Below are 21310 nucleotides of genomic sequence, written 5' to 3'. Positions count from 1 at the left end.
AGCCGGTGGAGGGATTTGAACCCTCGGCCTATTCCTTACGAAGGAATCGCTCTAGCCAGTCTGAGCTACACCGGCAGACTTCGTCTTCCGAGCCCTGCGTTGCAGGACACCGGCAGGCTTCGCCTTCCGTGTGCACCTCTTTCTTGTGTCGATAACCGCTATAAGGATTGCGAATCCAGACGGGACTAACCGCTCGTCTGGACTTCGTCATCACTGCCGCCGGTGCCGATGATAAGGACGCCAACTGCCAGACACGCGACTGACAGAAGGCCGACACCAGCCGCCATCGGACCCGTCAGTACCCAACTGACACCGAGGCCAGCAACGCCCACCACGAACAGCGCCCAGCCAGAGACCGACTGTCGCAGGTCCATACCCAGCCCTACAACGAGCAGCAGCATAGAACCACTACCGGACTGGTCCAGTCAGGCTCGGCTGAGCCGCACGTCCAGTACCACGTTCAACTCGTGTGGCGCGTACGAGCGGACAGTGTGGCGCGTCTCAACGGTCACGTCGTAGTCACCCGCTGCTGCCTCGCGAATCGCCCGTTCACCGGGACCGTAAGGGTCGTCCTCGTGCTGGATGTCGTAGTAGTGAATCACGCACTCCTCGCCGGCGAGCGTGACAGCCGTCTCGAGAAACTCGTCGGCGCTGTGTGGCAGGTTCATCACGATGCGCTCAGCCCAGTCCTCGTAGTCGGCGGCGACATCCCGAACGTCCCCACAGATTGCCGTCACGCGCTCACTCACGTCGTTTCGGTCGGCGTTCTCCCGGAGATACTCGGTCGCATCGTCGTTGATATCGACACCGACGGCAGTCGCGCCGCGTTTCGCCGCCGGAACGACGAAGGGCCCAACCCCGGCGAACATATCGAAAAAGTGCTCGCCCTCTCGAACCTGTTCGACGACGCGGTGGCGCTCGGTCGCCAGTCGTGGCGAGAAGTACACGTCGGCGAGGTCGAGGGCGAACGAACAGCCGTACTCCCGGTGGACGGCCTCAGTCTCGGTTCCCGCGAGAATCTCCCAGTCGCGGACCCGCTCTGTTCCCTGAATCTTCGATGCACGATTGAGCACGGATTTCACCGGAATGGCCGATTCCATCAGCGCCTCGGCGAGTGCCGCTGCCCGGTCGGGGTCGTCCTCGTCGACGATGGCGATGTCGCCGAGTCGCTCGTAGGACGGCGAAAAGTCGAGCACATCGGCGGGCATCGTCTGGGTCTCCCGCTCGGGCATCTCGCGGTGCACCACGTCGTACGCCGGCGGCACAGCGGCGGGGTCAGTCACAGGCACGTACAGCCACCCGTCCTCGACCACGATTTCGTGGGCGTCATCGACGATATCCAGTTCGGCCAGCGACGCGCGGGTCTGTTCGCCCGCCGCTCGCTCGACGCGCACACACGGAACCGACATGCACGCACCTCCGGGGTCGGGTGCGGTAAGCCTGACGTTCGGCGCGTTTATTCGCATCCCCCTCGATTGGCGAGTATGCTGACGTTCATCGGTCTCGGACTCTACGACGAACGCTCGATTACACTCCAGGGAAAAGACGCACTCGCGGACGCTGACCGCGCCTTCGCGGAGTTCTACACCAGCTTTCTCGCGGGGACGACCATCGAAACCGTCGAATCGACCCACGACATCGAGATTACTGTTCGGGACCGTGCCGGCGTCGAACAGGACCCCGGTCCGATACTCGACGCTGCCGAGTCAGGACACGCCGCCTTTCTCACCGCCGGCGACCCGATGATTTCGACGACGCACGTCGACCTCCGACTACGCGCGATCGACCGCGGCATCGAGACGCGCGTCGTCCACGGCACCACCGCACAGACCGCCGCCAGCTCGCTCACCGGCCTCCAGAACTACCGCTTCGGAAAAGCCACCACGCTCCCCTTCGAGCGCTCGCACGGCGGTGACGGCGTCCCAGCGAGCGTCATCGACACCATCGACGCAAACGCCGAACGGGACCTCCACACGCTCGTCTATCTCGACATCGACCGGGAACACGAGGACTACATGACCGGCGACCACGCCGCCCGCTTGCTCGCCGACGCCGGTCTCGACCGCCTCGGCGTCGTCGTCGGACAAGCGGGGAGCGACGACCCGACGGTCGTCGCAGACACCCTCTCAGCGCTCACGGACCAGTCGTTCGGCGACCCGCTTCACATGCTGGTGCTCCCTGGTGACCTCCACCCGCTCGAACGGGACGCACTGCGAGAACTCGCCGGCGCGCCGGTCGACAGTTAGGCCGGGTCGCTCTCTGGCGGTGCGAAACCCAGCGCGTCCTGCAGGTCGTACTCTCGGCGGGTGAGCACGTAGAGCACGTCCTCGATTATCGAAAGGACTTCCGGAAGCTCACGCACCACGAGCCACGTAATCACCACGAGTGCGACGACGGAGAGCCCCTGTGCGATAATCCGGTCGGAGATGATGTAGGACACCTGCCACTGGGACTCCAGTGAGAACAGCGCCATGACCACGTCGGGGAAGAAGTTCGTCATCTGGTTGCCGAAGGTAATTCCGATGAAGACGTTCCGGAAGAGGTTCAGCACGTAAATCACGGGGATCGACACCGCGAGCGCCCGGAGTTTCCGTTCGGCCGGCGCCCGCACGGCGAGTATGAGACCGATGAAGATCGCCATGCTCCCGAGGCCCGTACAGGCCATCACGATAGTGTACGTGATGATCGGCTGTTCCATGTAGGAGACATCGGACGCGTCGAAGACGAACGTGCTGCGGAAGGGGTTTTCTTTCTTCGCGATCTCGAACGTGGACCCGTCGGCCGTGGTAATCTGCGTGCCACTGACGACCTCCGGCTCGAACCCGAGCAGATTGATCAGAAACTCGGTCTGCCGGGTCACTGCCTCGATGAGTGTCTGGCTGACGACCGGAATCGAGACGACCGAAAAGTAGACCACGCCCATGATAGCAATCGCTCGGGAGAAGACGAACAGCGAGTCGCGGCCCCGCCAGAGGAGCGCGGCCAGATAAAGCGCCAGCGGAATCGCGAGGATGCTCCCGAGTCCTTCGATGACGCTCCGCTGGACGAAGATGAAGTGGTGGACCAGCGACAGCCAGAAGACGCCGAAGACGACCCACGCGAGTGCGACGGCCGGCCGGGCGTACTCCCGGTCGTAGTACTCCAGTGCGGCACCGAGCAGAAAGAGCCCGATAGCCATCCATCCGAGCGGCGTCGAGTACGCGCCGAAGGCGTCGAGCCCCGCCCAGAGCTGGTCGAATATCACTGCCCGGCAGTATGGCGAACCGAAATATATGTCTTGTCGTTACGTGCACAGCGGCCACACCGCCGCAGGTGGAGACAGCAGGCGCTCGCGGCCTGTGAAAAAATGAAGAATGTAGGGGACCGAACGCGAGTTCGGTTAGTTGTCAGTCGTTAGTTGTTCCGGCGGGCTGCCAGGAGCGCAGCTCCGAGCAGGGCCAGAACGGACACGATGATGCCGAAGCCGGGACCGGATTCACCCTCGGTGGTTTCGGTGTCGTCACCGTCGTCATCCGAAGGTTCGGCGGTCGCGGTTCCGTCGTCATCGGACGGTTCCGGGGTCGGAGTCGGCGTCGGCGTCTCGTCGCCGCCGTCCGACTCAACCGTCAGGGTACCTTCCTGACTGCTGTCGTCAGTGTAGACACCGTGCGTGAGGTCGCCGGCCTCGAGACCGGACGTGTCAGCGGAGAACTCGACAGTGGCGTTCTCGCCAGCGCCGAGAGTGACTTCCTCACTGTCAACGGAGGTGCCGTCGACTTGGAGTTCGACCGTCTGCGTGCCTTCTGCGTTACCCTCGTTGGAGACCGTGGCGGAGACGTCAACCGTGTCGCCTGCCGTCGCGGTCGCCTCGGTTGGGTCGAGGTTCGAAACCTGGAAGTCAGCTTCCGAACCTTCAACGGAGTAGTTTGCCGTTGCGGTCACAGCGGAGCCGTTCTCCGTGTACGGACCGTCGACGTCGCTACCGTTGAAGTCGAACTCTTCGTTGCCGTTCGTGTCGAGGTGCGGCATTGCGACGAGCGTCGTGTCGGAGTCGAGCGGCTCGTCGAGCGTGATGCGCAGGTTCTGCGTCGCGTCGTTCTCATCGATGTAGTCGCTGACACCGATGACATCGCCGCTTGCGCTACCTTCGTGGATGGCAACGAAGCCACCATCGTTGAGTTCAACCGAGTCAACCACGACGACTTCGCCGCGGCGTTCCTGGTCGCTGAACTCAAGCGAGATCACTTCAGGCGGACCACGGATTTCACCATCGACATCAACGTCTTCGTCGCTACCGTCCGATGCTTTGGTTAGATCGGCGGTGAACGTCGAACCGACGTTGTAGGAACTGAAGTTAGCCGTGACCGACCAGGTGCCATCCTCACTGACCTCGAACGTCTCGGGGTCAATAACGAACTGGCTACTGGAACCAGATTCGGACTGGATCACGAGATCCAGTTCCGTACCTGGCGCGTAGGTCGACGTTCCGGAGATTTCCTGTCCGTCAGCCTGGCTGACGGTGATCATGTCGTCCTCAGTGTCGATCGTTGCGCTGCCGTCAGAGACTTCGAAGGAAGTCTCGGTGACTTCGTCTTCGAATTCATCATCAGCGTTCGGGGCAATCAGACCGAAGTTGGCCGAATTGTTACCCTGAGACGTGAACCTGAACTCGGTGTTGTAGGTTTCGTCAGCCTCAATAGCTGAGATGTCATCGGTGTCGTGGATGACGTAGTACGTGTCACTGTCTGCGTCACCGATGACGGAGACTCCACTGGTACCAGCTGCAATTTTGATCTCTGCCGGAGACTGGTTCGAACTGGAACCAACCTGCTCGGTGTGGTTGAGGTAGACTGTCTGATTGGCGGTCAGGTTGTACCACGCTTCGGTGTCACCGTCAGACACACGCGTCTGGTTCTCGAAGGCGCCTTCGAGACCTTCAGCGGTGATCTGGGCGACCAGCACGTCGTTCTTTGCGATATCTTCAGTCTGGGTGAGCGTACCAGCGTCAGCAGCATCAGTGATGTCCGAGACACTGGAGATATCTTCGTCAGCACCCGCAGGTGCGGTCCAGAGCTGAACGGACGAGGAGTCACGCTCTTCGAGCGTGATCGTGCTACGGTCGGTAGCTCGTTCGACTGTACTCTGACCCGGCTTGACGTTCATCGTGTACGTACCGGTTGCGATGACGTGCTGCGGGCCAGCACCGATTTCGGTGGAGACGTTGGTCCCAGTGACTTCGTCGTCACCAACAGCCGACCACTGGATGTCGTCGCCACCAGCGTCGTAGTTGTTACCGATTTCAGCGGGGTTGTTCGCCGACCGATTGTCAGCGAGGAACGAGTTCCACTGCAGGGTAACTTCGCCGTCTTCGTTCTTGTCTTCGACCGTGACGTTCGTTTCGTACGCGCTGTTGTCGGTACCGAGTGCGAGCGTCGCGTGGGTTGCGTCACCAGTCAGGCTGACGGTGATGTTAGCGATGTCACCACGCTGTTCGGTTTCGACATTTTCGAATGCAGCATCGGACTCGGCACCTTCGCTGACAGTAATCGTGTCAGTCGAAGCTTCGATACCAGTCCGGTTGTCGATAACGGTCACAACGTAGTCACCGTAATCGTCACTGTCATCCTCGGTAGGCAGGTCGAACGACGCTTCACCGTTGCCGTCAAGGCTGCCAGTCGTGTTACTGACGCTGCTGTCTTCAGGACCATCAACTTCGACCGTCAGACCTGCGGGGCCACGGATAGCCGAAGCATCAACTTCGATATCGTCGCCTGCGGTGACATCCGTACTAACTGCTTCAGCGCTGAGCTGAAGGTTGTTAACCGTGAAGTTCCGGTCGAATGTACCGGTGGAACCGAAGTCAACCTGATACTCGCCGCCGAGTTCCAGGTTTTCGGTGCTTCGGGTCAGAACTTTGCTGTTGTCACCGGTGTTCCCGTCAAGGACAACGCCGCTCGGGCCGTCGATGACAACGTCCGTCCCACTGGACTGGGCGGTGTCTGCGACGATTGCGACAGTCTCACCCTGATAGGTGCGTTTGTCGCTTCCAATTTGTGAAATGTCCTGGGACGTGACCGTCAGGTCTTTTGCGACGAGGTCATTGGTCGCAGTGTTAGCATCATCATCAACATCTTCAATGACGACAGTCAGATTTCGGTTGGGAGTCACATCGGCACCGAGATCGAACTCGACACGGTCAGTATCTCCACTAAATCCATCAACCGTCGTAATATCGGAATTGAAGTCAGCTAGGTTACCCGTACTGTCACCGTCCTCAATGATTTGGGTGCCGTCTACGTAGACCTGAACGTTACCCTCATCAATTGTACCAGCACCGTCAGCTGTATCATTAAGAACGAGTTCTACGTTACCTGAATTATATTCGACTGCACTGTCGACTGAGACAGCGTTTGCAGCCGCTGCGGCTGTCCCAGCGAACGCGATGGAACCAACGAAGACGCTGGTTACCATAATCGCAGCCAGGAACAGGCCGCGCATCTTGTCTGATTTGCTTGTCATAGTTTGCTATGTGTGTTATCTGCGGCGATAGGAGCTTTCGACCGAACTCGTCTCTTCCAACACCGGGCTGCCGTCGCCAGCGTCGGTTTACTCACTGCTATCACCATGGGCAGGGGTACATCGGAAAGGTACGGCGGATGTATTAAATGCTTTGTGGTTCCCTATGCAGTCTGACACCAGCCGCGATGGCCGAAATCACCCGGCTTGTTAGCTGTCTGTCCCGTTTGGCTCTCTTTGAACGGGCCGCATGTGAGTGGATATCACAGAGTGATTTATATCAATAGCAGGTGGGACAACTGCTATCTTCGGACTGAATTACGGACACAGTTTCCGGGAAACCGATTCAGTTCGCGAAGCTCGCTCGGTGAGAGAATGACCGCAGTGTCGAAATCCCCCTCTTCAGGGATCAGATCTCGTGTAGCGAAGATGGTAGTCACTGCAGGTGCGTACCGACCGGCAGATTCAAATTGCTTCGTAAGAAATTCTTACGTAGAATCACAGTATGGCATCCGACGAACCTGAGGTAACCACAGTGACCTCGAAAGGGCAAATCACGATTCCGAGCAGCCTGCGCGAGCAGTTTGGGCTGGAACAGGGGACGAAACTCATGGTCGTGCCGACAGAGTACGGACTGGTGTTGAAGAAAGTCGACCTCCCGTCAGTCGAAGAGTTTCAACAGCGAGTCGAACAGCGTGCAGAAACAGTTGCTGCCTCTCCCGAGGAAGTGTCTCAACTTGTTCACGAGGCACGGAGCGATGATGAATGAGGGCTGTCCTCGACACGAACGTTCTCATTTCCGGCGTCATTGCGACTGGCGTCCCGTATGAGTTACTCGTCAGAGGATTTAACCACGAGTACCAGATTGTCGTCTCCGTTGAGACGCTCACCGAGTTCCGTGAAACGCTTCTCAAGTATCCAGAGCGATTCCACATGAACGAGAACGAAGTACAAGACGAAGTCGAAACGATTCGGTATTTTGCTGAGTTCGTTTCCCCACAGATGGACATCACGGCTGTTGAAGATGACCCGGACGATGACAAGTTCCTCGAAGCAGCAGTAGCAGGCGATGTTGACTACCTCGTGTCTGGTGATGGACATTTACTCTCGTTGGAGTCATTCCGCGGCATCGAAATCGTCGAGCCGAGAACCTTCTACGAATTACTCGATAATCAGTAACCTCTCTGCACGGTTGGTCGCTTCAGTACGTGTGCGGATTGGACACGAGCCTTCACGCGAACAAGCGAAGCGAGCGAGGACACCCGGCGCAAACACATGGCTGCATAGACCATCTACTCGAGCCACTGAGGAGGGGTATCGTCGGTTTCGATACGCTCGGGGTCGATGCCGATTTCCCGAAGAAACTCGTCTTCGTCGTCGATCGGTTCGCCCCCGCCTTCGTGTAGCGTGAGCGCGTCTGCCAGCATCGCCAGCGCTGCCGCCTTCGTCTCACCGCTTGCGGCGACGCCGCTCTCGATATCCCGCGCGGTCACCAAGTCCTCTTCGTACAGGAACTCCACACCCTCTTCGTCACCCGGATCTGTTGTCGTTCCCATCGTGGAATTGTACGCCGCTTTTGTGAATAAGTGTTCGGTCGGTGCGACCGGTCGAGCGTCCCGGTCTCGAGACTGTCGCAGTCGGAGAGGGCCAAACACTCAATATTCGCCTCATCCAATATCCAGCCATAGCGACTATCGAAATCGACGACGAAGTGTACGACGCGTTGCAGGTCCCCGAGAAGGACCGCCCGGAGGCGATGAAACGGGAACTGGCAATCTCGCTCTACGCGCAGGATATCCTATCCTTTGGGAAGGCTCGTGCGCTGGCGGAGATGTCGAAACGCGAGTTCCACACGTTACTCGGCGAGCGCGAGATACCGCGCCACTACACTGACTCGGAACTCGCCGACGACCTCGAATATGCCCGGTAACCAGCTCGTCGTCTCGGACACGTCACCACTGCTGAACCTCGCACTCTTCGACAGACTCCGCGAAGCCGGCTTCTGGATTTCTGACGAACTGTATTCAAAATTCTCTCGGAAGCAGAGGAGTAGGAACGACACCCAGGTCCTCCCGCTCGACGACTTCGATTTCGTGCCCGTCGCGGTCTTTCGTGAACGCGTACTGGTTGTTACAGCTCTCAGAGCACCTGCCCCGAATTGGTCTGTCAGCGCTCGAAGTCGAGGACGTGCGACGTTCCGGAGTCCATTTTGTCGAACCCGGAAAGTCGCATCAAAAAGCGGGGGACCTACTCGTCAAGTTCGTCAAAGAGTTCCCGGTCTTCGGCGATGATTCGGCGGACACGGGCGCGGAGTTCCTCCGAATCATCTGAGTTTGACTCTTTCAGGCACATTGCTATGAGGTCAGTAGTGGTTAGAGTCGTATCACACTGTGGAACGTATACCGATAGACCCAGTGGCACAGATTTGGGTCGCTCGCTACTTATAAGACGGCCGCAGTGCAACTATCGGACATGCGAGAGCGTCCGGAAGAGATGGGTACACTCGACATCAGCACTGACAAAATCACGGAGGTACTCGAAGCGTATCCCATCGAGTGTGCGCTTCTCTACGGATCACAGCTTCACGGGCCGACCACACCAGAGAGCGACATTGATATTGCCGTTGGATTCGCGCCTGAACTCTCCGCAGCCCAACGGTTGCAGTCTCGAATCGAACTGACCACAGAACTCAGCAGAACACTCGGTATGGATGCTGTCGACATCGCGGACCTGGAGACGATTCGTCCTGAAGTGGGCCTGTCGGCACTCGAAACCGGGGTCGTACTACTGGGAGACCAGTCGACGCTCGATGCCTACCGGAAGCGGTTCGAAGAGGCTACCAAAGAGGAGACACACGACGAGCGGATGGAGCGGTTCGACGGGATTCTCGACCGACTAGAGGGGCAGGTGTGACCGTTCCAGACGATGTCGAGGCACGAATTGTAGACAAGACGGAACACGTCGAAAAGGCGGTGACGGTGCTGTCACGGAAACAGTCACTCGACATCGAAACGTACGCGTCGGACCGAGAGCAGCGGGCAATCGTCGAACGAGAGTTCCAGACCGCAATCGAAGCGTGCATCGACATCGCAGCGTTGATGCTCCGAGCGCTCGATGCGTCGATACCCGAAACGAACGCCGGCCAGTTCGCTGCACTCGAAGAACACGGTATTCTGTCGACAGAGACCAGCGAGCGAATGCAACAGGCGGCGGGGTTCAGAAACGTTCTTACTCACAGATACGGGGACGAAATCGATAATACAGCGGTGTATCAGCATCTCCAGCACGAACTGGAGTGGCTCGTTCGATATCTCCGCGAGATTCGGGAGTCTCTCGACGAAGCAGCGACCGACTGAAGGAGACACCTACCACTACCGCTCGACAATCTCGATTTCGTGGCGGTCGCAGTCCTTCGTAAAGGCGTAGCGGTTGTCACAGCTCTCCGGGTCGCGGTAGTCCTCAGCGTGGCGTCCCATCAACGTCTCCCAGTATTCTCCGAGGTCGTCTGTGCGCACGGCCACGTGCCCCCACGCGTCGCCCATCTCGTACGTGCGCCCGTCATAATTGTATGTGAGTTCGACCGACATCGCCTCGTCGGGGGCGTCGCCGGGTTTCAGGAAGTACAGCGCGAAGTCCTCGAACTCCTCGCGGCGAAAGAGGTCGTAGTCGAGTTTTCGCGTGTACCAGCCGATCGCCTCGTCGGCGTCCTCGACGCGAATCATGGTGTGGTCGAGACTCCACTGTGCGCCGTGGTCGCGCTCGACCAGTTCGATTTCGTGGCCATCGGGGTCGGTGACGAAGGCATACGAGCCACCGCAGGAGTCGGGGTCGCGGTAGTCCTCGACGCCCTCCTCGAGGAGTTGATCGTACACATCGTATACGTCGCGCACGCGCACGGCGATGTGTCCCCAGGCGTCGCCGAAGTCGTACGTGCGGCCGTCGTGGTTGTACGTGAGTTCGAGGAAGGCGCCGTCGTCGTGGGCGTCGGGTGCCTGCAGATAGACGTTCGTGAAGGTGTCGGCCTCCCAGCGGCCGACCTCCTCGTAGCCGAAGTGCGTCTGGTACCAGTCGAGCGATTCGTCGAGGTCTTCGACGCGCATCATGACGTGGTCGAGTGTTCCGCTCATCGTCAATGTGCACGAACGCACGGACGAAAAGCGTGATGCCTGGCTACGAACTCGCCGGAACGGCAGTCCGAAGCGTCTCCCAGTCGAACCACCAGACGATCGTCCACGAGAGGACAGTCCCCAGCGGGAACGCGACCGTCAGCGCACGGCGGGTAAAGCCCCACGCGAACGTAAGCTGGGTCAGCCCGACGAGGACGAGCAAAAGGGCAGTTACGCGCCGGTCTTCGAAGTCCAAAAGCACTCCAGAGACGGCGCTGGCGAGTGCGAGCAGGTAGACGCCGGCTCCGGCGGGCCACGCTCGGAGAAATCGGGGCAATCCGCGCGTGTACGCGGTGACGTACGTGTACGTATCCGTCAGGTGGAACGGCTGTGGGTCGACGAGTCCGAAGGCGAAGACGAGCGTGAGTTCGTCGCCGGCGAGGACGAACGACCACGGGACGAGTCCGAGCGCGACGATGGCCGCGAGTCGCCGGTTCATTTCCGGCGGAGAATCCGGAGCACGTCTTCGTCGGCCAGTTCGTGGTCCATCCCGACCTGCTGTTCGTCGTGTTTGGCACTCGGCCCGGAGACCCGCGCAAAGCGGAATCGCTCCTTGAACTCACCGCCCAGTTTCTCGCAAGCGTCCTCGACGGTGTCACCCTCCCGGAGGATGAGCGGCTCGTCGCGGTCGACACCCCGACCGGGTTTGTCCATATAAATGCGGATGAGGCCGAGTTCTTCCCAGATTGCTTCCCGAAGCGCGTCCAGTCCCTTCTCCTCTTCGGCACTGATGAAGATTGTCTCGTCGGGGTCGATATCGTGCTCGCGGAGGTCTTCCTCGACAGTCGGGAGGTAGTCCGGTTCGATGAGGTCGGCTTTGTTGACGGTCACGAGCGACGGGACGTACTCGCGGTTGTCCATCACGCCGTCGATGAGTCGGTCGATGTCGAGCTGTTCGCCGACGGTCACGGTGGCGTTGACGTAGCCGCGCTCGCGGAGCACGTCTGTGACCGTCTCCTCGTCCAGATCGAGGTCGACGCTCGAGTTGACGGTGATGCCGTCCTTGTGCTTTTTCCGCACGGAGACCCGCGGCGGGTCCTGGTCGAGTCGGATACCGTTCTTGTAAAGTTCGTCGTAGAGGCGCTGGTACTGCTCGATTTCGAACACCGAGAGGACGAAGACGACGAGGTCTGCGGTCCGCACGACCGAGAGGACCGCCTGTCCGTCGCCGCGCCCGCCCGCCGCGCCCTCGATGAGCCCCGGTACGTCGAGCATCTGGATGTTCGCACCGCGGTACTGGAGCATGCCGGGATTCACGTCGAGCGTCGTGAACTCGTAGGAACCGGTTTCGCTGTCAGCGTTGGTCAGCGCGTTCAGGAGCGTGGACTTGCCGACACTGGGGAAGCCGACGAGCGCGACGGTCGCGTCGCCGTGTTTCTCGACAGCGTAGCCCGGGCCGCCACCGGAGGAGGACTGTTTTTTGTCCAGTTCTTCTTTCTTCTCGGCGAGTTTGGCCTTCAGTCGGCCGATGTGGGCCTCCGTGGACTTGTTGTAGGGCGTGCTGGCGATTTCCTCTTCGAGTTCGCGAATCTCGTCTTCGAGGCCCATTACCCCAGTCTCGGCCGTCCACCCTCAATAGGGTTTTCGTCCTGACCGGGAAAGCGATCCCTGCAGGCACCCGGAGTGAGACTGCCGGACACTTTTTCCGGTTCAACCCCATGTCGATATATGAAACGCCGTCAGTTTCTGGCCGCTGCCGCCCTGACTGGATTGGCCGGCTGTGGCCGACCGATCGACGAGAGCGCCGAGAGCCCACTCCCCGGCACGCCCGACGAGGTCGCTCTCGAAACGTTGGCAAGTGGACTCTCTGGCCCGCTCGACGTGGCCTTCGCTCCCGACGCCAACCGGCGGTACGTCGCCGAGCAGGGGGGTCTGATACGAGTTCACGAATCGGACAGCATACGCTCGACGCCGCTTCTCGACCTGCAGGACACCGTCGTAACCGGCTTCGAACAGGGACTACTCGGGATTGCGCTCCATCCGAACTTTGCCGAGAACCGCCGATTGTTCGTCCGCTACTCCGCCCCGTCCAGAGCGGGGACACCGGACGGGTACAGCCACACGTTCGTGCTCTCTGAGTTTCGCGTCAGCGAGGACGGGCACACGGTCGAAGAGGACGCCGAGCGGACCATCATGGAGATTCCACAGCCACAGGCCAACCACAACGCCGGCTCCATCGTGTTCGGCCCGGACGGACTGCTGTTCGTCGGCGTCGGCGACGGCGGCGCCGGCGGCGACCAGGGCCGAGGCCACGTCGAGGACTGGTACGACGGAGTCGCCGGTGGGAACGGCCAGGACGTGACCGAGAACCTGCTCGGGAGCATCCTCCGAATCGACGTGGATACCGATGGAGAGGGGTACGCCGTTCCCGAGGACAATCCGCTCGTCGGTCGGGACGGACTGGACGAACACTACGCGTGGGGATTGCGGAACCCCTGGCGACTCGCATTCGACGGCGAGACACTCTACGCCGGAGACGTCGGCCAGAACCGCTACGAGGAACTCGACCGCGTGGAGGCGGGCGGCAACTACGGCTGGAACGTCAAGGAGGCCACCCACTGTTTTGAGAATGAGCCCTGTCCGGACAGTACGCCTGACAGCGTGCGCGGGGGCGAGCGCCTGCGCGACCCCGTCGTCGAGTATCCACACTCGGGCGAGTCCGTCAGCGGCATCTCGATTATCGCGGGAAACGTCTACCGTGGAACTGCCATACCGAGTCTCGACGGGACGTTTGTCTTCGGAGACTTCCAGGCAGAGGGAGAACTGTTCGTCGCCTCGCCGTCCGACGAGGGGCTGTGGGACACCAGTGTCCTCCCTATCGCTGCCGCCGATGCGGATAAACTGCAGCAGATCCGGGCGTTCGAGAGACACGAGGGAGAGCTGTACGTTCTCAGTAGTGGGAACGACGGCGGTGGCCTCCACCGACTGATACCAACACGCGAATGAGGGATAGGCGGCCAGTTTGGACAGTCTGGATGTGTTTCGACACACTCATATTCAGCCCGCTGTCAAATACGATAATGACAGAAGTGGCCCGACTGCGTGACAGTACGCAGATTCTCCTCCCGGAGAGTGCGATAGAGGGACTCCAGGAGGAGATAGCGTCTCGCTTCGTCGTGACGGTTCACGCCGAGCAGTGTCGGGTCCGGATCATCGGCAGTCCCGTCGAGATCAAGGACGTGAGTGAGTTCCTCACGCGAAACGGTGTCACGGTCGCGTGACGACGGCAAAAAGCAATTCTTAAAACTGCCCGTACGGACATCTGGGTATGGCTGATACTATCGAAGTGCTTGTCCCCGGTGGGCAGGCCAACCCCGGTCCGCCGCTGGGTCCCGAACTGGGTCCGACCCCCGTCGACGTACAGGCTGTCGTTCAGGAGATCAACGACCAGACCGCAGCGTTCGACGGCACGGAAGTCCCCGTCACCGTCGAGTACGAGGAAGACGGCTCGTTCAGCATCGAAGTCGGTGTTCCGCCGACGGCCGAACTCATCAAGGACGAGGCCGGCTTCGAGACGGGCAGCGGTGAACCCCAGGAGGACTTCGTCGCAGACCTCTCGGTCGACCAGGTGAAACAGATCGCGGAGCAGAAACTCCCCGACCTGCTCGCCTACGACCTCAAGAACGCCGCCAAGGAAATCGTCGGTACCTGCACCTCGCTGGGCGTCACCATCGAAGGCGAGAATCCCCGCGAGTTCAAGGAGCGAATCGACGCTGGCGAGTACGACGAAGTCTTCGCTGAAGAAGCGGCCGCGTAGGCCGCTTCGAGGCGAACGTTCTCTACTGTCACTGACGAAGTAGTGGCGTGACCTCGGTTCCGTGACAGGGACTCACAGACTATGAGTCATTTTTGTCGGGCGTCTGCAAGAAGACGGTAATCTCTGCACCGTGGCCGGCCGACGAGGAGACGGTGATGCGGCCGTCGATCTGCTCGACGAGCCAGCGGACGACCCACAGACCGAGGCCGCTGCCGTGTTCGATAGTCGTCTCTTCGCGCTCGCGCGTGAGCAGTTCCCGTTCGACGTCGGGTAAGCCGGGTCCGTTGTCCGAGACAGTGAGCCGACAGCCGCGGCTGGTGGCTTCGACGGTCACCGTGACGACGCGTTCGATGGCTGGGTTGTCGTTGTGGACGAGCGCGTTCCGACAGAGTTCCTCGACGATAATCGGGAGCGGCTCGCGGCCGTAGGCGTGAATCGACGACGGAAGCCGCGTCCGGATGGTACTCTCGGGAAACTCCGCTCGCAGTCGGTCGACTTCTTCGGTAACGAGCGACGAGACGTCGACTGGCCGTGGGTCGCGGTCGTGCTGACCGAGCACGTCCTCGTAAATCGTGCGTGCGTGGTCGCTGGTGTCGACGAGACGATGTGCGGTCTGGCGCATCGTCCGAGCTTTGGCTTTGGTCTGTCCGTCGGCCTCGCTGTGGAGAATGGCGTCCGCGTGAGCGATGATGACGCTCATGTCGTTGCGGAGATTGTGTCGGAGAACGCGGTTGAGCACGCGCAGTTGTGACTCGCGCTGCCCGAGTGTGTCCGAGAGGGCATTGAACGTCCCCGAGATGCGGACCCACTCGTCGGTGCCGCCCAGGTCGAGCTCGCGGTCGTACTCGCCGTCTTCGAGCGCGGCCAGGCCAGCAACGAGTTCGTCGATGCTCGCGACCATCGTCCGGGACAGCCAGAGCCCCAGCAGTGCAACGGCGAGCAACGACAGGAGGACGGCGCCGCTCTGTGCGGCCGTCGCGACGAACAGCTGGTCTTCCAGTGTCGTACGGTCGGTTCCGACAGTTACCGCCCAGCCGGTCGAGGCGACGGTCGCATTGGCGGTGAGAAAGTCGCTGGTGTCGTTCGAAAGTGGAGAGCCGTGAGCGAACAGAAGCGCAGAATCACTCCGGACCGTCGCCAGTTGCTGTCGGTCCGGTGTGGTACGCTGGGGCTGAAGCAGCGACGAATTGCGGACGTGCAACGCGGCGTTGAACGTGGCGACGACGGTCCCGTTTTCCCGGACCGGGACGCTGATGGTGACGATGAGGTTTCCGCTGTCGGCTTCGACGGGGTCGCTCACGTACGTCTCGCCGGCCAGCGCTCGCTGGAAGTACGTTCGGTCGCTGAAATCCTGCCCGACGAGTTGCTGTCTCTCGGTAGTCGAGGCGTTGGCGATCGCAATCGCCCGCATCGTCCCGTTGGCGTCGATGACGGACGCACCGTCGAACGACGTTTGATCGACGAACGAGTGCACCGTCTGGTGACTGTGTACGCTGTCGTTATCGGTGTGAAAAAGCGTTCCCGCGGCGAATTCAGCCGTCTGGGTTCGCTCCGTCAGACGGTTGTCGATGTCCGTTGCAATCGTCTCCGCTGCGGTGCCAACGCGCTCTTGCTCGCGGTCCGTGATGTCCTGTTTGTGGAGCGCAAATCCGGCATAGACTGTCCCCGAGAGGACGAGTCCGAGGACGAGGAGAAAGGCAAACAGTGCGGTCCGGAGACGCATCTGGTTGCCCCAAAGCGACATCCCCGCTTAAATATTGGTGTCGACAAACGGGCAGACGGGATGGGGGTCTGCCACACGCGAGGGGGAGGTTCGACGGTTTTAAATGCGGCGTTGGCGTGTACCCGCACGAGACAGGCGTAGGCCTGTTTCACTGACCCGTAGGAGCCGCAGGCGCACTACGGAGGTGAACAATGGCAGATCAGGAAATAGAGGAGGCAGTCTCTCGCGCACTTGAGGATGCACCCCCACGGAACTTCCGTGAGACGGTGGACCTCGCAATCAATTTGCGCGATCTTGACCTCAACGACCCATCGAACCGGGTAGACGAGAGTATCGTTCTTCCCGAAGGTACTGGACAAGAAACATCCATTGTCGTGTTCGCGGACGGCGAAACCGCCGTTCGTGCACAGGAAGTCGCTGACGACGTACTCGACGGCGACGACCTCGCCGACCTCGGCGACGACGACGATGCCGCGAAAGACCTCGCCGAAGACACTGACTTCTTCATCGCAGAGGAGGCCATGATGCAGGATATCGGCCGTTATCTCGGGACCGTGCTCGGTCCACGAGGGAAGATGCCGGACCCGCTCGGCCCCGACGACGACGTGCAGGAAGTCGTCGAGCGACTGAAGAACTCGGTCCAGCTTCGCAGCGGTGACCGTCGGACATTCCACACGCGCGTCGGCGCAGAGGACATGTCCGCCGAGGAGATCGCGGACAACATCGACGTCATCCTTCGTCGTCTCCACGCGGACCTGGAGAAAGGACCGCTGAACATCGACAACGTGTTCGTGAAGACGACGATGGGCCCCGCAGTGGAGGTGTCCGCATGAGTGAACGAATGCGGGCTCGCCAGAACGTAGTTCTGGAGGTGGCCTAAATGAGCGCAGAAAGTGAACGCAAGACCGAGACGATTCCCCAGTGGAAGAAAGACGAAGTCGAAGACGTCGTCGACTTCCTCGACAGTCACGACAGCGTCGGCGTCGTGGATATCACGGGCATTCCGAGCCAGCAGTTGCAGGATATGCGCCGGAATCTCCACGGTACCGCCACGCTCCGCGTCTCGCGGAACACGCTGCTGTCGCGGGCGCTCGACTGGTCCGACGAGGGACTCGAAGACCTGACCGACTACATCAGCGGGCAGGTCGGCCTCATCGGTACCAACGAGAACCCATTCGGGCTCTACCAGCAACTGGAAGCCTCGAAGACCTCGGCACCCATCAACACTGGCGAGGTCGCCCCGAACGACGTCGTCGTGCCGGAAGGCGACACCGGCGTCGACCCGGGACCGTTCGTCGGCGAACTCCAGGCTGTCGGTGCGAACGCACGCATCGACGGCGGGTCGATCAAGGTCACGGAAGACTCGACGGTTCTCGAGGCCGGCGAAGTGGTCACACAGGACCTCGCGAACGTCCTCGCCGAGCTGGGTATCGAACCCAAGGAAGTCGGGCTGGACCTGCGTGCCGTCTTCGCGGACGGCGTGCTGTTCGAACCCGAGGACCTCGAACTCGACGTCGAAGAGTACCAGCGGGACGTGGAGGCCGCAGCCGCTCGCGCACGGAACCTCGCGATCAACGCGAAGTTCCCGACCGCGACGACGCTGCCCCCGCTGCTGGCCAAGGCCAGCGGCGAGTCGAAGAATCTCGCTATCCACGCGGCCATCGAGGACCCCGACGTCATGCCGGACCTCATCGGGAAGGCTGACTCGCAGGTGCGCGCACTCGCCGCGCAGATCGACGACGAGGAAGCACTCCCCGAGGAACTGCAAGACCTCGACGAGCCTGCCACGGCAACGCCTGCAGACACCGAATCGACTGACGACCAAGAAGACACTGAGGACGACACCAGTGACGAGGCCGAGGAGGCCGCCGCCGACGATGACGACGATGAAGACGACGACGGTGACACTGGTGCCGCACTCGACGACATGTTCTAACAACAATGGAATACGTTTACGCAGCACTCATCCTGAACGAATCGGGCGAAGAAATCAACGAAGACAACCTGACCGGCGTGCTCGAAGCGGCGGGCGTCGACGTGGAGGAATCCCGCGTCAAGGCCCTCGTCGCCGCACTCGAAGACGTCGACATCAACGAGGCCGTCGAAGAGGCCACCGCAGTCCCGGCCACGACCGGCGGCAGCGCGGCCCCGGCCGGCGGCGACGACGAGGAAGCCGCTGACGAAGGCGGCGAAGAGGAAGAAGAAGCAGCAGCAGAAGAAGCCGCCGACGATGACGACGACGAAGACGAAGACGCCGGCGAAGGTCTCGGCGAACTCTTCGGTTAACTCAGCATTCGACCCTTTCTTTCGACGCCACCGCGTAGCGATAGCTCTGGCCCCGTCGCGACACGGCAACGGCCGTGGCGAACGTTCAAGTACGATACCGGGACCAGCCCCGAACAATGGACCTCGGTGGCGTCGCCGTCGCAGTCGACCCGACAGCCGCGGCGACGGCGCTCACGTTCGTCGCGGGCGGCGTCGCCCTCGGGAGCGTGAGCGGACTGGTGCCGGGACTCCACGCGAACAACTTCGCGCTCCTCCTGGCTGCATTCGCACCAGCGATGCCCGGGCCGGCACGGTACGTCGGCGCGGCGATGCTCGCGGCGGGTGTCGTCCACACGTTTCTCGACATCGTGCCTGCGCTGGCGCTGGGCGTCCCCGACCCAGCGATGGCCGCCACCGCTCTGCCCGGACACCGACTCGTACTTCAGGGACAGGGTCGAGAGGCACTCAGACTCTCGGCACTCGGGAGCGGACTGGCCGTTGCCTTCGCCGTCCCGCTGGCACTGCCCGTGACGGCGGTGATGGAGCAGGCCTACCCGACGATTCGGACGCATCTCCCGCTCGTCCTCGGAAGCGTCGTCGCGCTGCTGCTCGCAACTGAAGGGACGTGGATAGCGCGGGGTGGCGCAGCGCTCGCCGTGGGCGCGAGCGGCGTGCTCGGCCTGGCAACCCTCGACATTCCAGCAACGGGTGTCCTGCCGGCAGGGAGCATGCTCGCCCCGCTGTTTGCCGGTCTCTTCGGCGCGCCCGTCCTCGTGGAGGCGCTCGGTGGCGAGGGGGTGCCACCGCAAGCGAGTCCGACTATCACAACCTCGCGGCGATTCGTCGGCTGGGTCGCACTCGTGGGGACGCTCGCCGGCGCAGTCGTTGGCTACCTGCCCGGTATCTCCAGTGCGATCGCGGCGACCGGTGCGCTCGTCGTCCTCCCCCAGCGCGGCCCCCGGCCCTTCGTCGTCGCCACGAGCGGCGTCAATACGGCGAACACGATATTCGCGCTCTTTGCACTCGTCGCACTCGGTAACCCACGGACGGGCGTGCTGGTTGCACTCGACGAGACCGGTGCGCCGCTTACGCTGGGACTGTATCTCTGCGCCGTCGCTATCGCCGCAGCCATCGGGTTCATCCTCGTCCTCGTGCTTGGCGACAGATATCTCGCCGTCGTCGGAAACGTGGACAACACCCACCTGTCGGTCGGCGTGCTCGGACTGCTCTGTCTGCTCGTGTTTGCACTCACCGGCGCTATCGGACTTGGAGTCTTTGCAGTCAGTGCCGTCGTCGGTCTCGTGCCCGCACGCTTTGGCGCACGCCGAGCAAATCTGATGGGGGTGTTGCTCGTGCCGCTCACACTCGGCGTCTAAAAGAGACAGCGAGAGCTACTCGAACCGGAAGGATGCACCGTCGTCGGTGTCCTGCACTTCGACGCCGAGCGCTTCGAGTTCGTCGCGGAGTTCGTCCGCACGCTCGTAGTTTCCGGCCTCGCGTTCCTGTTCGCGAACCGAAAGTACGAGTTCCACGAGGTTCTCGGCAATGGAGACCTCACTCTCTGTGCCCCCGCCGCCGAGAGTCAGCCCGAAAACGCCGCCCGCCAGTTCCTCGATGGCTTCGATAGCCCGACGGAGACCCCGATAGTCGTACTCGTCGTAGCCGTCGACGTGCGTGTTGACCGCCGACACCAGTTCCTCCAGCGTGGCGAGCGCCCGTCGGGTGTTGAAATCGTCGTTCATCGCGTCGGCGAACTCCTCGCGGGTCGACTCGACGACGTCGCGTAGCGCCGAATCCTCGACCACAGTCCGGGCGTCGATGCTGTCACAGGCCTCGACGGCACGCTCGTAGCCCCGCTGGAGGCCGTCGAAGCGCTCCTCGGCTTCGGCCATCGTCTCGGCGCTGTAGACGGCGTTGTTGTGGTATGCCGTCGACAGCAGGAAGGTCCGAACAACGTTCGCCCCGTACCGCTCGACGGCTTCGGCGACCGTCTCGAAGTTCCCCAGCGAGGAGGACATCTTCTCCTCGTCAGCGGCGTCAAGCAGGCGGACGTGCAGCCAGTAGTTGGTGAACTGCTGGCCCGTCGCGGCCTCGCTCTGGGCGATTTCGTTCTCGTGGTGCGGAAAGACGAGATCCTGCCCGCCGACGTGGATGTCGATGGTCTCACCGAGGTGGGTCATGCTCATCACCGAACACTCGATGTGCCAGCCGGGACGGCCCTCGCCCCACGGCGAGTCCCAGGTCTGTGCAGTCTGGCAGGCCTCTTCGGCGGGTGCGGCCTCGTCGTGCTGGTGGTCGGTGATTTCGTCGGGCGAGACACCGTCTGCCTTCCAGAGGGCGAAGTCGGCGGGGTTTCGTTTCTCTGAGCGCTCGTCGGGGTCGCCCTGTGCGTCGAGTTCGTCGGGATCCTGATTCGAGAGTTTGCCGTACTCGTCGAAGGCGGTCACGTCGAAGTAGACGGAGCCGTCGGCCTCGTAGGCGTAGTCCTTCTCGACGAGCGTCTCGACGAGGTCGATAATCTGGGGGATATGCTCGGAGACGCGGGGGTACACCTCCGCCCGCTTGAGGTTCAGCGAGCGCATGTCGGCGATGATGTCCTGGATGTACGACCGAGCGACGTCGGCCTCGCTGTCGCCGGCCTCGCCGACGCGGGCGACGATCTTCTCGTTGATATCGGTGAAGTTCTCGACGTGGCGCACGTCGTAGCCCAACTGTTCGAGCCAGCGGCACATCACGTCGACGTGGACCCACCCGCGGGCGTGCCCGAGATGCGCGGGGTCGGAGGTCGTCAGCCCACAGTAATACAGGAGTACCGAGTCCGGGTCCTGTGGCTCGAAGACCTCCCGCTCGCCCGTCAGCGTGTTCGTCACGCGGAGTGTCATTGGCGGTAGGTACACGGGACAG

24 protein-coding genes and 1 tRNA gene are annotated in these 21310 nt (G+C 61.5%); 14 read left to right on the top strand and 11 right to left on the bottom strand.

The features are described 5' to 3' along the window. The 3 genes from WDJ60_RS02505 to WDJ60_RS02495 all read right to left on the bottom strand — a co-directional run bounded on the left by WDJ60_RS02505 (position 1) and on the right by WDJ60_RS02495 (position 1409). Positions 1-75 (bottom strand) — tRNA-Thr (locus WDJ60_RS02505). Positions 76-185: 110 nt separating this feature from the next. Further along, a complete protein-coding gene (locus WDJ60_RS02500; RefSeq protein WP_340098274.1) occupies positions 186-374 on the bottom strand; it encodes a hypothetical protein in 189 nt (62 codons plus the stop codon). Positions 375-425: 51 nt separating this feature from the next. Continuing rightward, complete coding sequence (locus tag WDJ60_RS02495) at positions 426-1409, bottom strand: class I SAM-dependent methyltransferase (RefSeq protein WP_340098272.1); 984 nt, start codon at positions 1407-1409, stop codon at positions 426-428. Positions 1410-1484: 75 nt separating this feature from the next. On the opposite strand from WDJ60_RS02495, the gene dph5 reads away from it, so the two are divergent. Beyond that, positions 1485-2246 carry a diphthine synthase gene (dph5, locus tag WDJ60_RS02490; RefSeq protein WP_340098270.1) on the top strand — a complete coding sequence of 254 codons (762 nt, stop codon included), beginning with the start codon at positions 1485-1487 and terminating at the stop codon, positions 2244-2246. On the opposite strand, the gene artA is transcribed toward dph5, so the two are convergent. Both artA and WDJ60_RS02480 read right to left on the bottom strand, forming a co-directional pair. Then, positions 2243-3241 carry an archaeosortase A gene (gene artA, locus WDJ60_RS02485; protein ID WP_417750426.1) on the bottom strand — a complete coding sequence of 333 codons (999 nt, stop codon included), beginning with the start codon at positions 3239-3241 and terminating at the stop codon, positions 2243-2245. The two genes, dph5 and artA, sit on opposite strands and share 4 nt — an antisense overlap. A gap of 152 nt (positions 3242-3393) precedes the next feature. Next, positions 3394-6498 carry a DUF7282 domain-containing protein gene (locus tag WDJ60_RS02480; protein ID WP_340098266.1) on the bottom strand — a complete coding sequence of 1035 codons (3105 nt, stop codon included), beginning with the start codon at positions 6496-6498 and terminating at the stop codon, positions 3394-3396. A 502-nt stretch (positions 6499-7000) separates the two neighbouring features. Here WDJ60_RS02480 and WDJ60_RS02475 point away from each other — a divergent pair. Together WDJ60_RS02475 and WDJ60_RS02470 are read left to right on the top strand one after the other, a co-directional pair. Continuing rightward, positions 7001-7264: an AbrB/MazE/SpoVT family DNA-binding domain-containing protein gene (locus WDJ60_RS02475; RefSeq protein WP_340098264.1), complete on the top strand. Its 264-nt coding sequence runs from the start codon at positions 7001-7003 to the stop codon at positions 7262-7264. After that, positions 7261-7674 (top strand): putative toxin-antitoxin system toxin component, PIN family, encoded by a 414-nt coding sequence (locus WDJ60_RS02470; RefSeq protein ID WP_340098262.1) that lies wholly within the window; start codon positions 7261-7263, stop codon positions 7672-7674. Before WDJ60_RS02475 ends, WDJ60_RS02470 begins: the two co-directional genes overlap by 4 nt. A gap of 113 nt (positions 7675-7787) precedes the next feature. On the opposite strand, the gene WDJ60_RS02465 is transcribed toward WDJ60_RS02470, so the two are convergent. Further along, entirely contained in the window at positions 7788-8051 is a 264-nt protein-coding gene (locus WDJ60_RS02465) for a type II toxin-antitoxin system HicB family antitoxin (protein ID WP_340098260.1), read from the bottom strand. Between the two features lie 41 nt (positions 8052-8092). Between WDJ60_RS02465 and WDJ60_RS02460 the strand changes: the two genes are divergently transcribed. From WDJ60_RS02460 to hepT, 4 genes are all read left to right on the top strand, one after another. After that, positions 8093-8425, top strand: coding sequence for a UPF0175 family protein (locus WDJ60_RS02460; protein WP_340098258.1), 333 nt, complete (start codon positions 8093-8095; stop codon positions 8423-8425). 182 nt (positions 8426-8607) lie between these two features. Further along, the gene (locus WDJ60_RS02455) at positions 8608-8826 is read left to right on the top strand and encodes a hypothetical protein (protein WP_340098256.1); all 219 of its coding nucleotides are present in this window, start codon (positions 8608-8610) and stop codon (positions 8824-8826) included. A gap of 141 nt (positions 8827-8967) precedes the next feature. After that, entirely contained in the window at positions 8968-9408 is a 441-nt protein-coding gene (mntA, locus tag WDJ60_RS02450) for a type VII toxin-antitoxin system MntA family adenylyltransferase antitoxin (protein ID WP_340098254.1), read from the top strand. Continuing rightward, positions 9405-9851: a type VII toxin-antitoxin system HepT family RNase toxin gene (gene hepT, locus WDJ60_RS02445; protein WP_340098252.1), complete on the top strand. Its 447-nt coding sequence runs from the start codon at positions 9405-9407 to the stop codon at positions 9849-9851. The genes mntA and hepT overlap by 4 nt, the downstream gene beginning before the upstream one ends. A gap of 15 nt (positions 9852-9866) precedes the next feature. Here hepT and WDJ60_RS02440 read toward each other — a convergent pair whose 3' ends face one another. From WDJ60_RS02440 to WDJ60_RS02430, 3 genes are read right to left on the bottom strand one after another with little or no spacing between them, the layout of a single operon-like run. Then, positions 9867-10622, bottom strand: coding sequence for a VOC family protein (locus WDJ60_RS02440; RefSeq protein ID WP_340098250.1), 756 nt, complete (start codon positions 10620-10622; stop codon positions 9867-9869). 43 nt (positions 10623-10665) lie between these two features. Continuing rightward, positions 10666-11100: a TIGR04206 family protein gene (locus WDJ60_RS02435; RefSeq protein ID WP_340098248.1), complete on the bottom strand. Its 435-nt coding sequence runs from the start codon at positions 11098-11100 to the stop codon at positions 10666-10668. Further along, a complete protein-coding gene (locus tag WDJ60_RS02430; protein WP_340098246.1) occupies positions 11097-12209 on the bottom strand; it encodes an OBG GTPase family GTP-binding protein in 1113 nt (370 codons plus the stop codon). The genes WDJ60_RS02435 and WDJ60_RS02430 overlap by 4 nt, the downstream gene beginning before the upstream one ends. Before the next feature lie 120 nt (positions 12210-12329). On the opposite strand from WDJ60_RS02430, the gene WDJ60_RS02425 reads away from it, so the two are divergent. The 3 genes from WDJ60_RS02425 (at position 12330) to WDJ60_RS02415 (ending at position 14418) form a co-directional block, all read left to right on the top strand. Beyond that, the gene (locus WDJ60_RS02425; protein ID WP_340098244.1) at positions 12330-13607 is read left to right on the top strand and encodes a PQQ-dependent sugar dehydrogenase; all 1278 of its coding nucleotides are present in this window, start codon (positions 12330-12332) and stop codon (positions 13605-13607) included. Positions 13608-13681: 74 nt separating this feature from the next. Further along, positions 13682-13882 (top strand): VNG_1110C family protein, encoded by a 201-nt coding sequence (locus tag WDJ60_RS02420; RefSeq protein WP_340098242.1) that lies wholly within the window; start codon positions 13682-13684, stop codon positions 13880-13882. A gap of 47 nt (positions 13883-13929) precedes the next feature. Then, entirely contained in the window at positions 13930-14418 is a 489-nt protein-coding gene (locus WDJ60_RS02415) for a 50S ribosomal protein L11 (protein WP_340098240.1), read from the top strand. A gap of 79 nt (positions 14419-14497) precedes the next feature. Here WDJ60_RS02415 and WDJ60_RS02410 read toward each other — a convergent pair whose 3' ends face one another. Beyond that, entirely contained in the window at positions 14498-16141 is a 1644-nt protein-coding gene (locus WDJ60_RS02410; protein ID WP_340098238.1) for a sensor histidine kinase, read from the bottom strand. Positions 16142-16332: 191 nt separating this feature from the next. Here WDJ60_RS02410 and WDJ60_RS02405 point away from each other — a divergent pair, with 191 nt between their 5' ends. From WDJ60_RS02405 to WDJ60_RS02390, 4 genes are all read left to right on the top strand, one after another. Beyond that, on the top strand, positions 16333-16974 hold the full coding sequence (locus WDJ60_RS02405) for a 50S ribosomal protein L1 (protein ID WP_340098236.1): 642 nt from the start codon (positions 16333-16335) through the stop codon (positions 16972-16974). A 47-nt stretch (positions 16975-17021) separates the two neighbouring features. Next, positions 17022-18077 carry a 50S ribosomal protein L10 gene (locus tag WDJ60_RS02400; protein ID WP_340098234.1) on the top strand — a complete coding sequence of 352 codons (1056 nt, stop codon included), beginning with the start codon at positions 17022-17024 and terminating at the stop codon, positions 18075-18077. A gap of 5 nt (positions 18078-18082) precedes the next feature. Then, on the top strand, positions 18083-18427 hold the full coding sequence (rpl12p, locus tag WDJ60_RS02395; protein ID WP_340098232.1) for a 50S ribosomal protein P1: 345 nt from the start codon (positions 18083-18085) through the stop codon (positions 18425-18427). A gap of 116 nt (positions 18428-18543) precedes the next feature. Further along, positions 18544-19782 carry a tripartite tricarboxylate transporter permease gene (locus WDJ60_RS02390; protein WP_340098230.1) on the top strand — a complete coding sequence of 413 codons (1239 nt, stop codon included), beginning with the start codon at positions 18544-18546 and terminating at the stop codon, positions 19780-19782. Positions 19783-19797: 15 nt separating this feature from the next. Here WDJ60_RS02390 and cysS read toward each other — a convergent pair whose 3' ends face one another. Further along, complete coding sequence (cysS, locus tag WDJ60_RS02385; protein ID WP_340098229.1) at positions 19798-21288, bottom strand: cysteine--tRNA ligase; 1491 nt, start codon at positions 21286-21288, stop codon at positions 19798-19800. Positions 21289-21310 lie beyond the last annotated feature (22 nt).

The sequence above is a fragment of the Salinibaculum salinum genome, from assembly GCF_037645885.1.
GTDB classification, from domain to species: Archaea; Halobacteriota; Halobacteria; order Halobacteriales; family Haloarculaceae; genus Salinibaculum; species Salinibaculum salinum.
Note: the sequence above shows the minus strand (reverse complement) of the source record. Positions and strands in the feature narration are given on the sequence as shown.

Excerpts from the sequence above, each read along its gene's own strand:
- WDJ60_RS02420 (WP_340098242.1), top strand. The coding sequence starts at position 13,682 with ATGACAGAAGTGGCCCGACTGCGTGACAGTACGCAGATTCTCCTCCCG.
- WDJ60_RS02495 (WP_340098272.1), bottom strand. The coding sequence starts at position 1,409 with ATGTCGGTTCCGTGTGTGCGCGTCGAGCGAGCGGCGGGCGAACAGACC.
- WDJ60_RS02430 (WP_340098246.1), bottom strand. The coding sequence starts at position 12,209 with ATGGGCCTCGAAGACGAGATTCGCGAACTCGAAGAGGAAATCGCCAGC.
- WDJ60_RS02500 (WP_340098274.1), bottom strand. The coding sequence starts at position 374 with ATGGACCTGCGACAGTCGGTCTCTGGCTGGGCGCTGTTCGTGGTGGGC.
- WDJ60_RS02410 (WP_340098238.1), bottom strand. The coding sequence starts at position 16,141 with ATGCGTCTCCGGACCGCACTGTTTGCCTTTCTCCTCGTCCTCGGACTC.
- dph5 (WP_340098270.1), top strand. The coding sequence starts at position 1,485 with ATGCTGACGTTCATCGGTCTCGGACTCTACGACGAACGCTCGATTACA.
- cysS (WP_340098229.1), bottom strand. The coding sequence starts at position 21,288 with ATGACACTCCGCGTGACGAACACGCTGACGGGCGAGCGGGAGGTCTTC.
- mntA (WP_340098254.1), top strand. The coding sequence starts at position 8,968 with ATGCGAGAGCGTCCGGAAGAGATGGGTACACTCGACATCAGCACTGAC.
- WDJ60_RS02475 (WP_340098264.1), top strand. The coding sequence starts at position 7,001 with ATGGCATCCGACGAACCTGAGGTAACCACAGTGACCTCGAAAGGGCAA.
- WDJ60_RS02400 (WP_340098234.1), top strand. The coding sequence starts at position 17,022 with ATGAGCGCAGAAAGTGAACGCAAGACCGAGACGATTCCCCAGTGGAAG.
- WDJ60_RS02425 (WP_340098244.1), top strand. The coding sequence starts at position 12,330 with ATGAAACGCCGTCAGTTTCTGGCCGCTGCCGCCCTGACTGGATTGGCC.
- WDJ60_RS02470 (WP_340098262.1), top strand. The coding sequence starts at position 7,261 with ATGAGGGCTGTCCTCGACACGAACGTTCTCATTTCCGGCGTCATTGCG.
- WDJ60_RS02465 (WP_340098260.1), bottom strand. The coding sequence starts at position 8,051 with ATGGGAACGACAACAGATCCGGGTGACGAAGAGGGTGTGGAGTTCCTG.
- WDJ60_RS02435 (WP_340098248.1), bottom strand. The coding sequence starts at position 11,100 with ATGAACCGGCGACTCGCGGCCATCGTCGCGCTCGGACTCGTCCCGTGG.
- rpl12p (WP_340098232.1), top strand. The coding sequence starts at position 18,083 with ATGGAATACGTTTACGCAGCACTCATCCTGAACGAATCGGGCGAAGAA.
- WDJ60_RS02390 (WP_340098230.1), top strand. The coding sequence starts at position 18,544 with ATGGACCTCGGTGGCGTCGCCGTCGCAGTCGACCCGACAGCCGCGGCG.
- WDJ60_RS02405 (WP_340098236.1), top strand. The coding sequence starts at position 16,333 with ATGGCAGATCAGGAAATAGAGGAGGCAGTCTCTCGCGCACTTGAGGAT.
- WDJ60_RS02440 (WP_340098250.1), bottom strand. The coding sequence starts at position 10,622 with ATGAGCGGAACACTCGACCACGTCATGATGCGCGTCGAAGACCTCGAC.
- WDJ60_RS02480 (WP_340098266.1), bottom strand. The coding sequence starts at position 6,498 with ATGACAAGCAAATCAGACAAGATGCGCGGCCTGTTCCTGGCTGCGATT.
- WDJ60_RS02415 (WP_340098240.1), top strand. The coding sequence starts at position 13,930 with ATGGCTGATACTATCGAAGTGCTTGTCCCCGGTGGGCAGGCCAACCCC.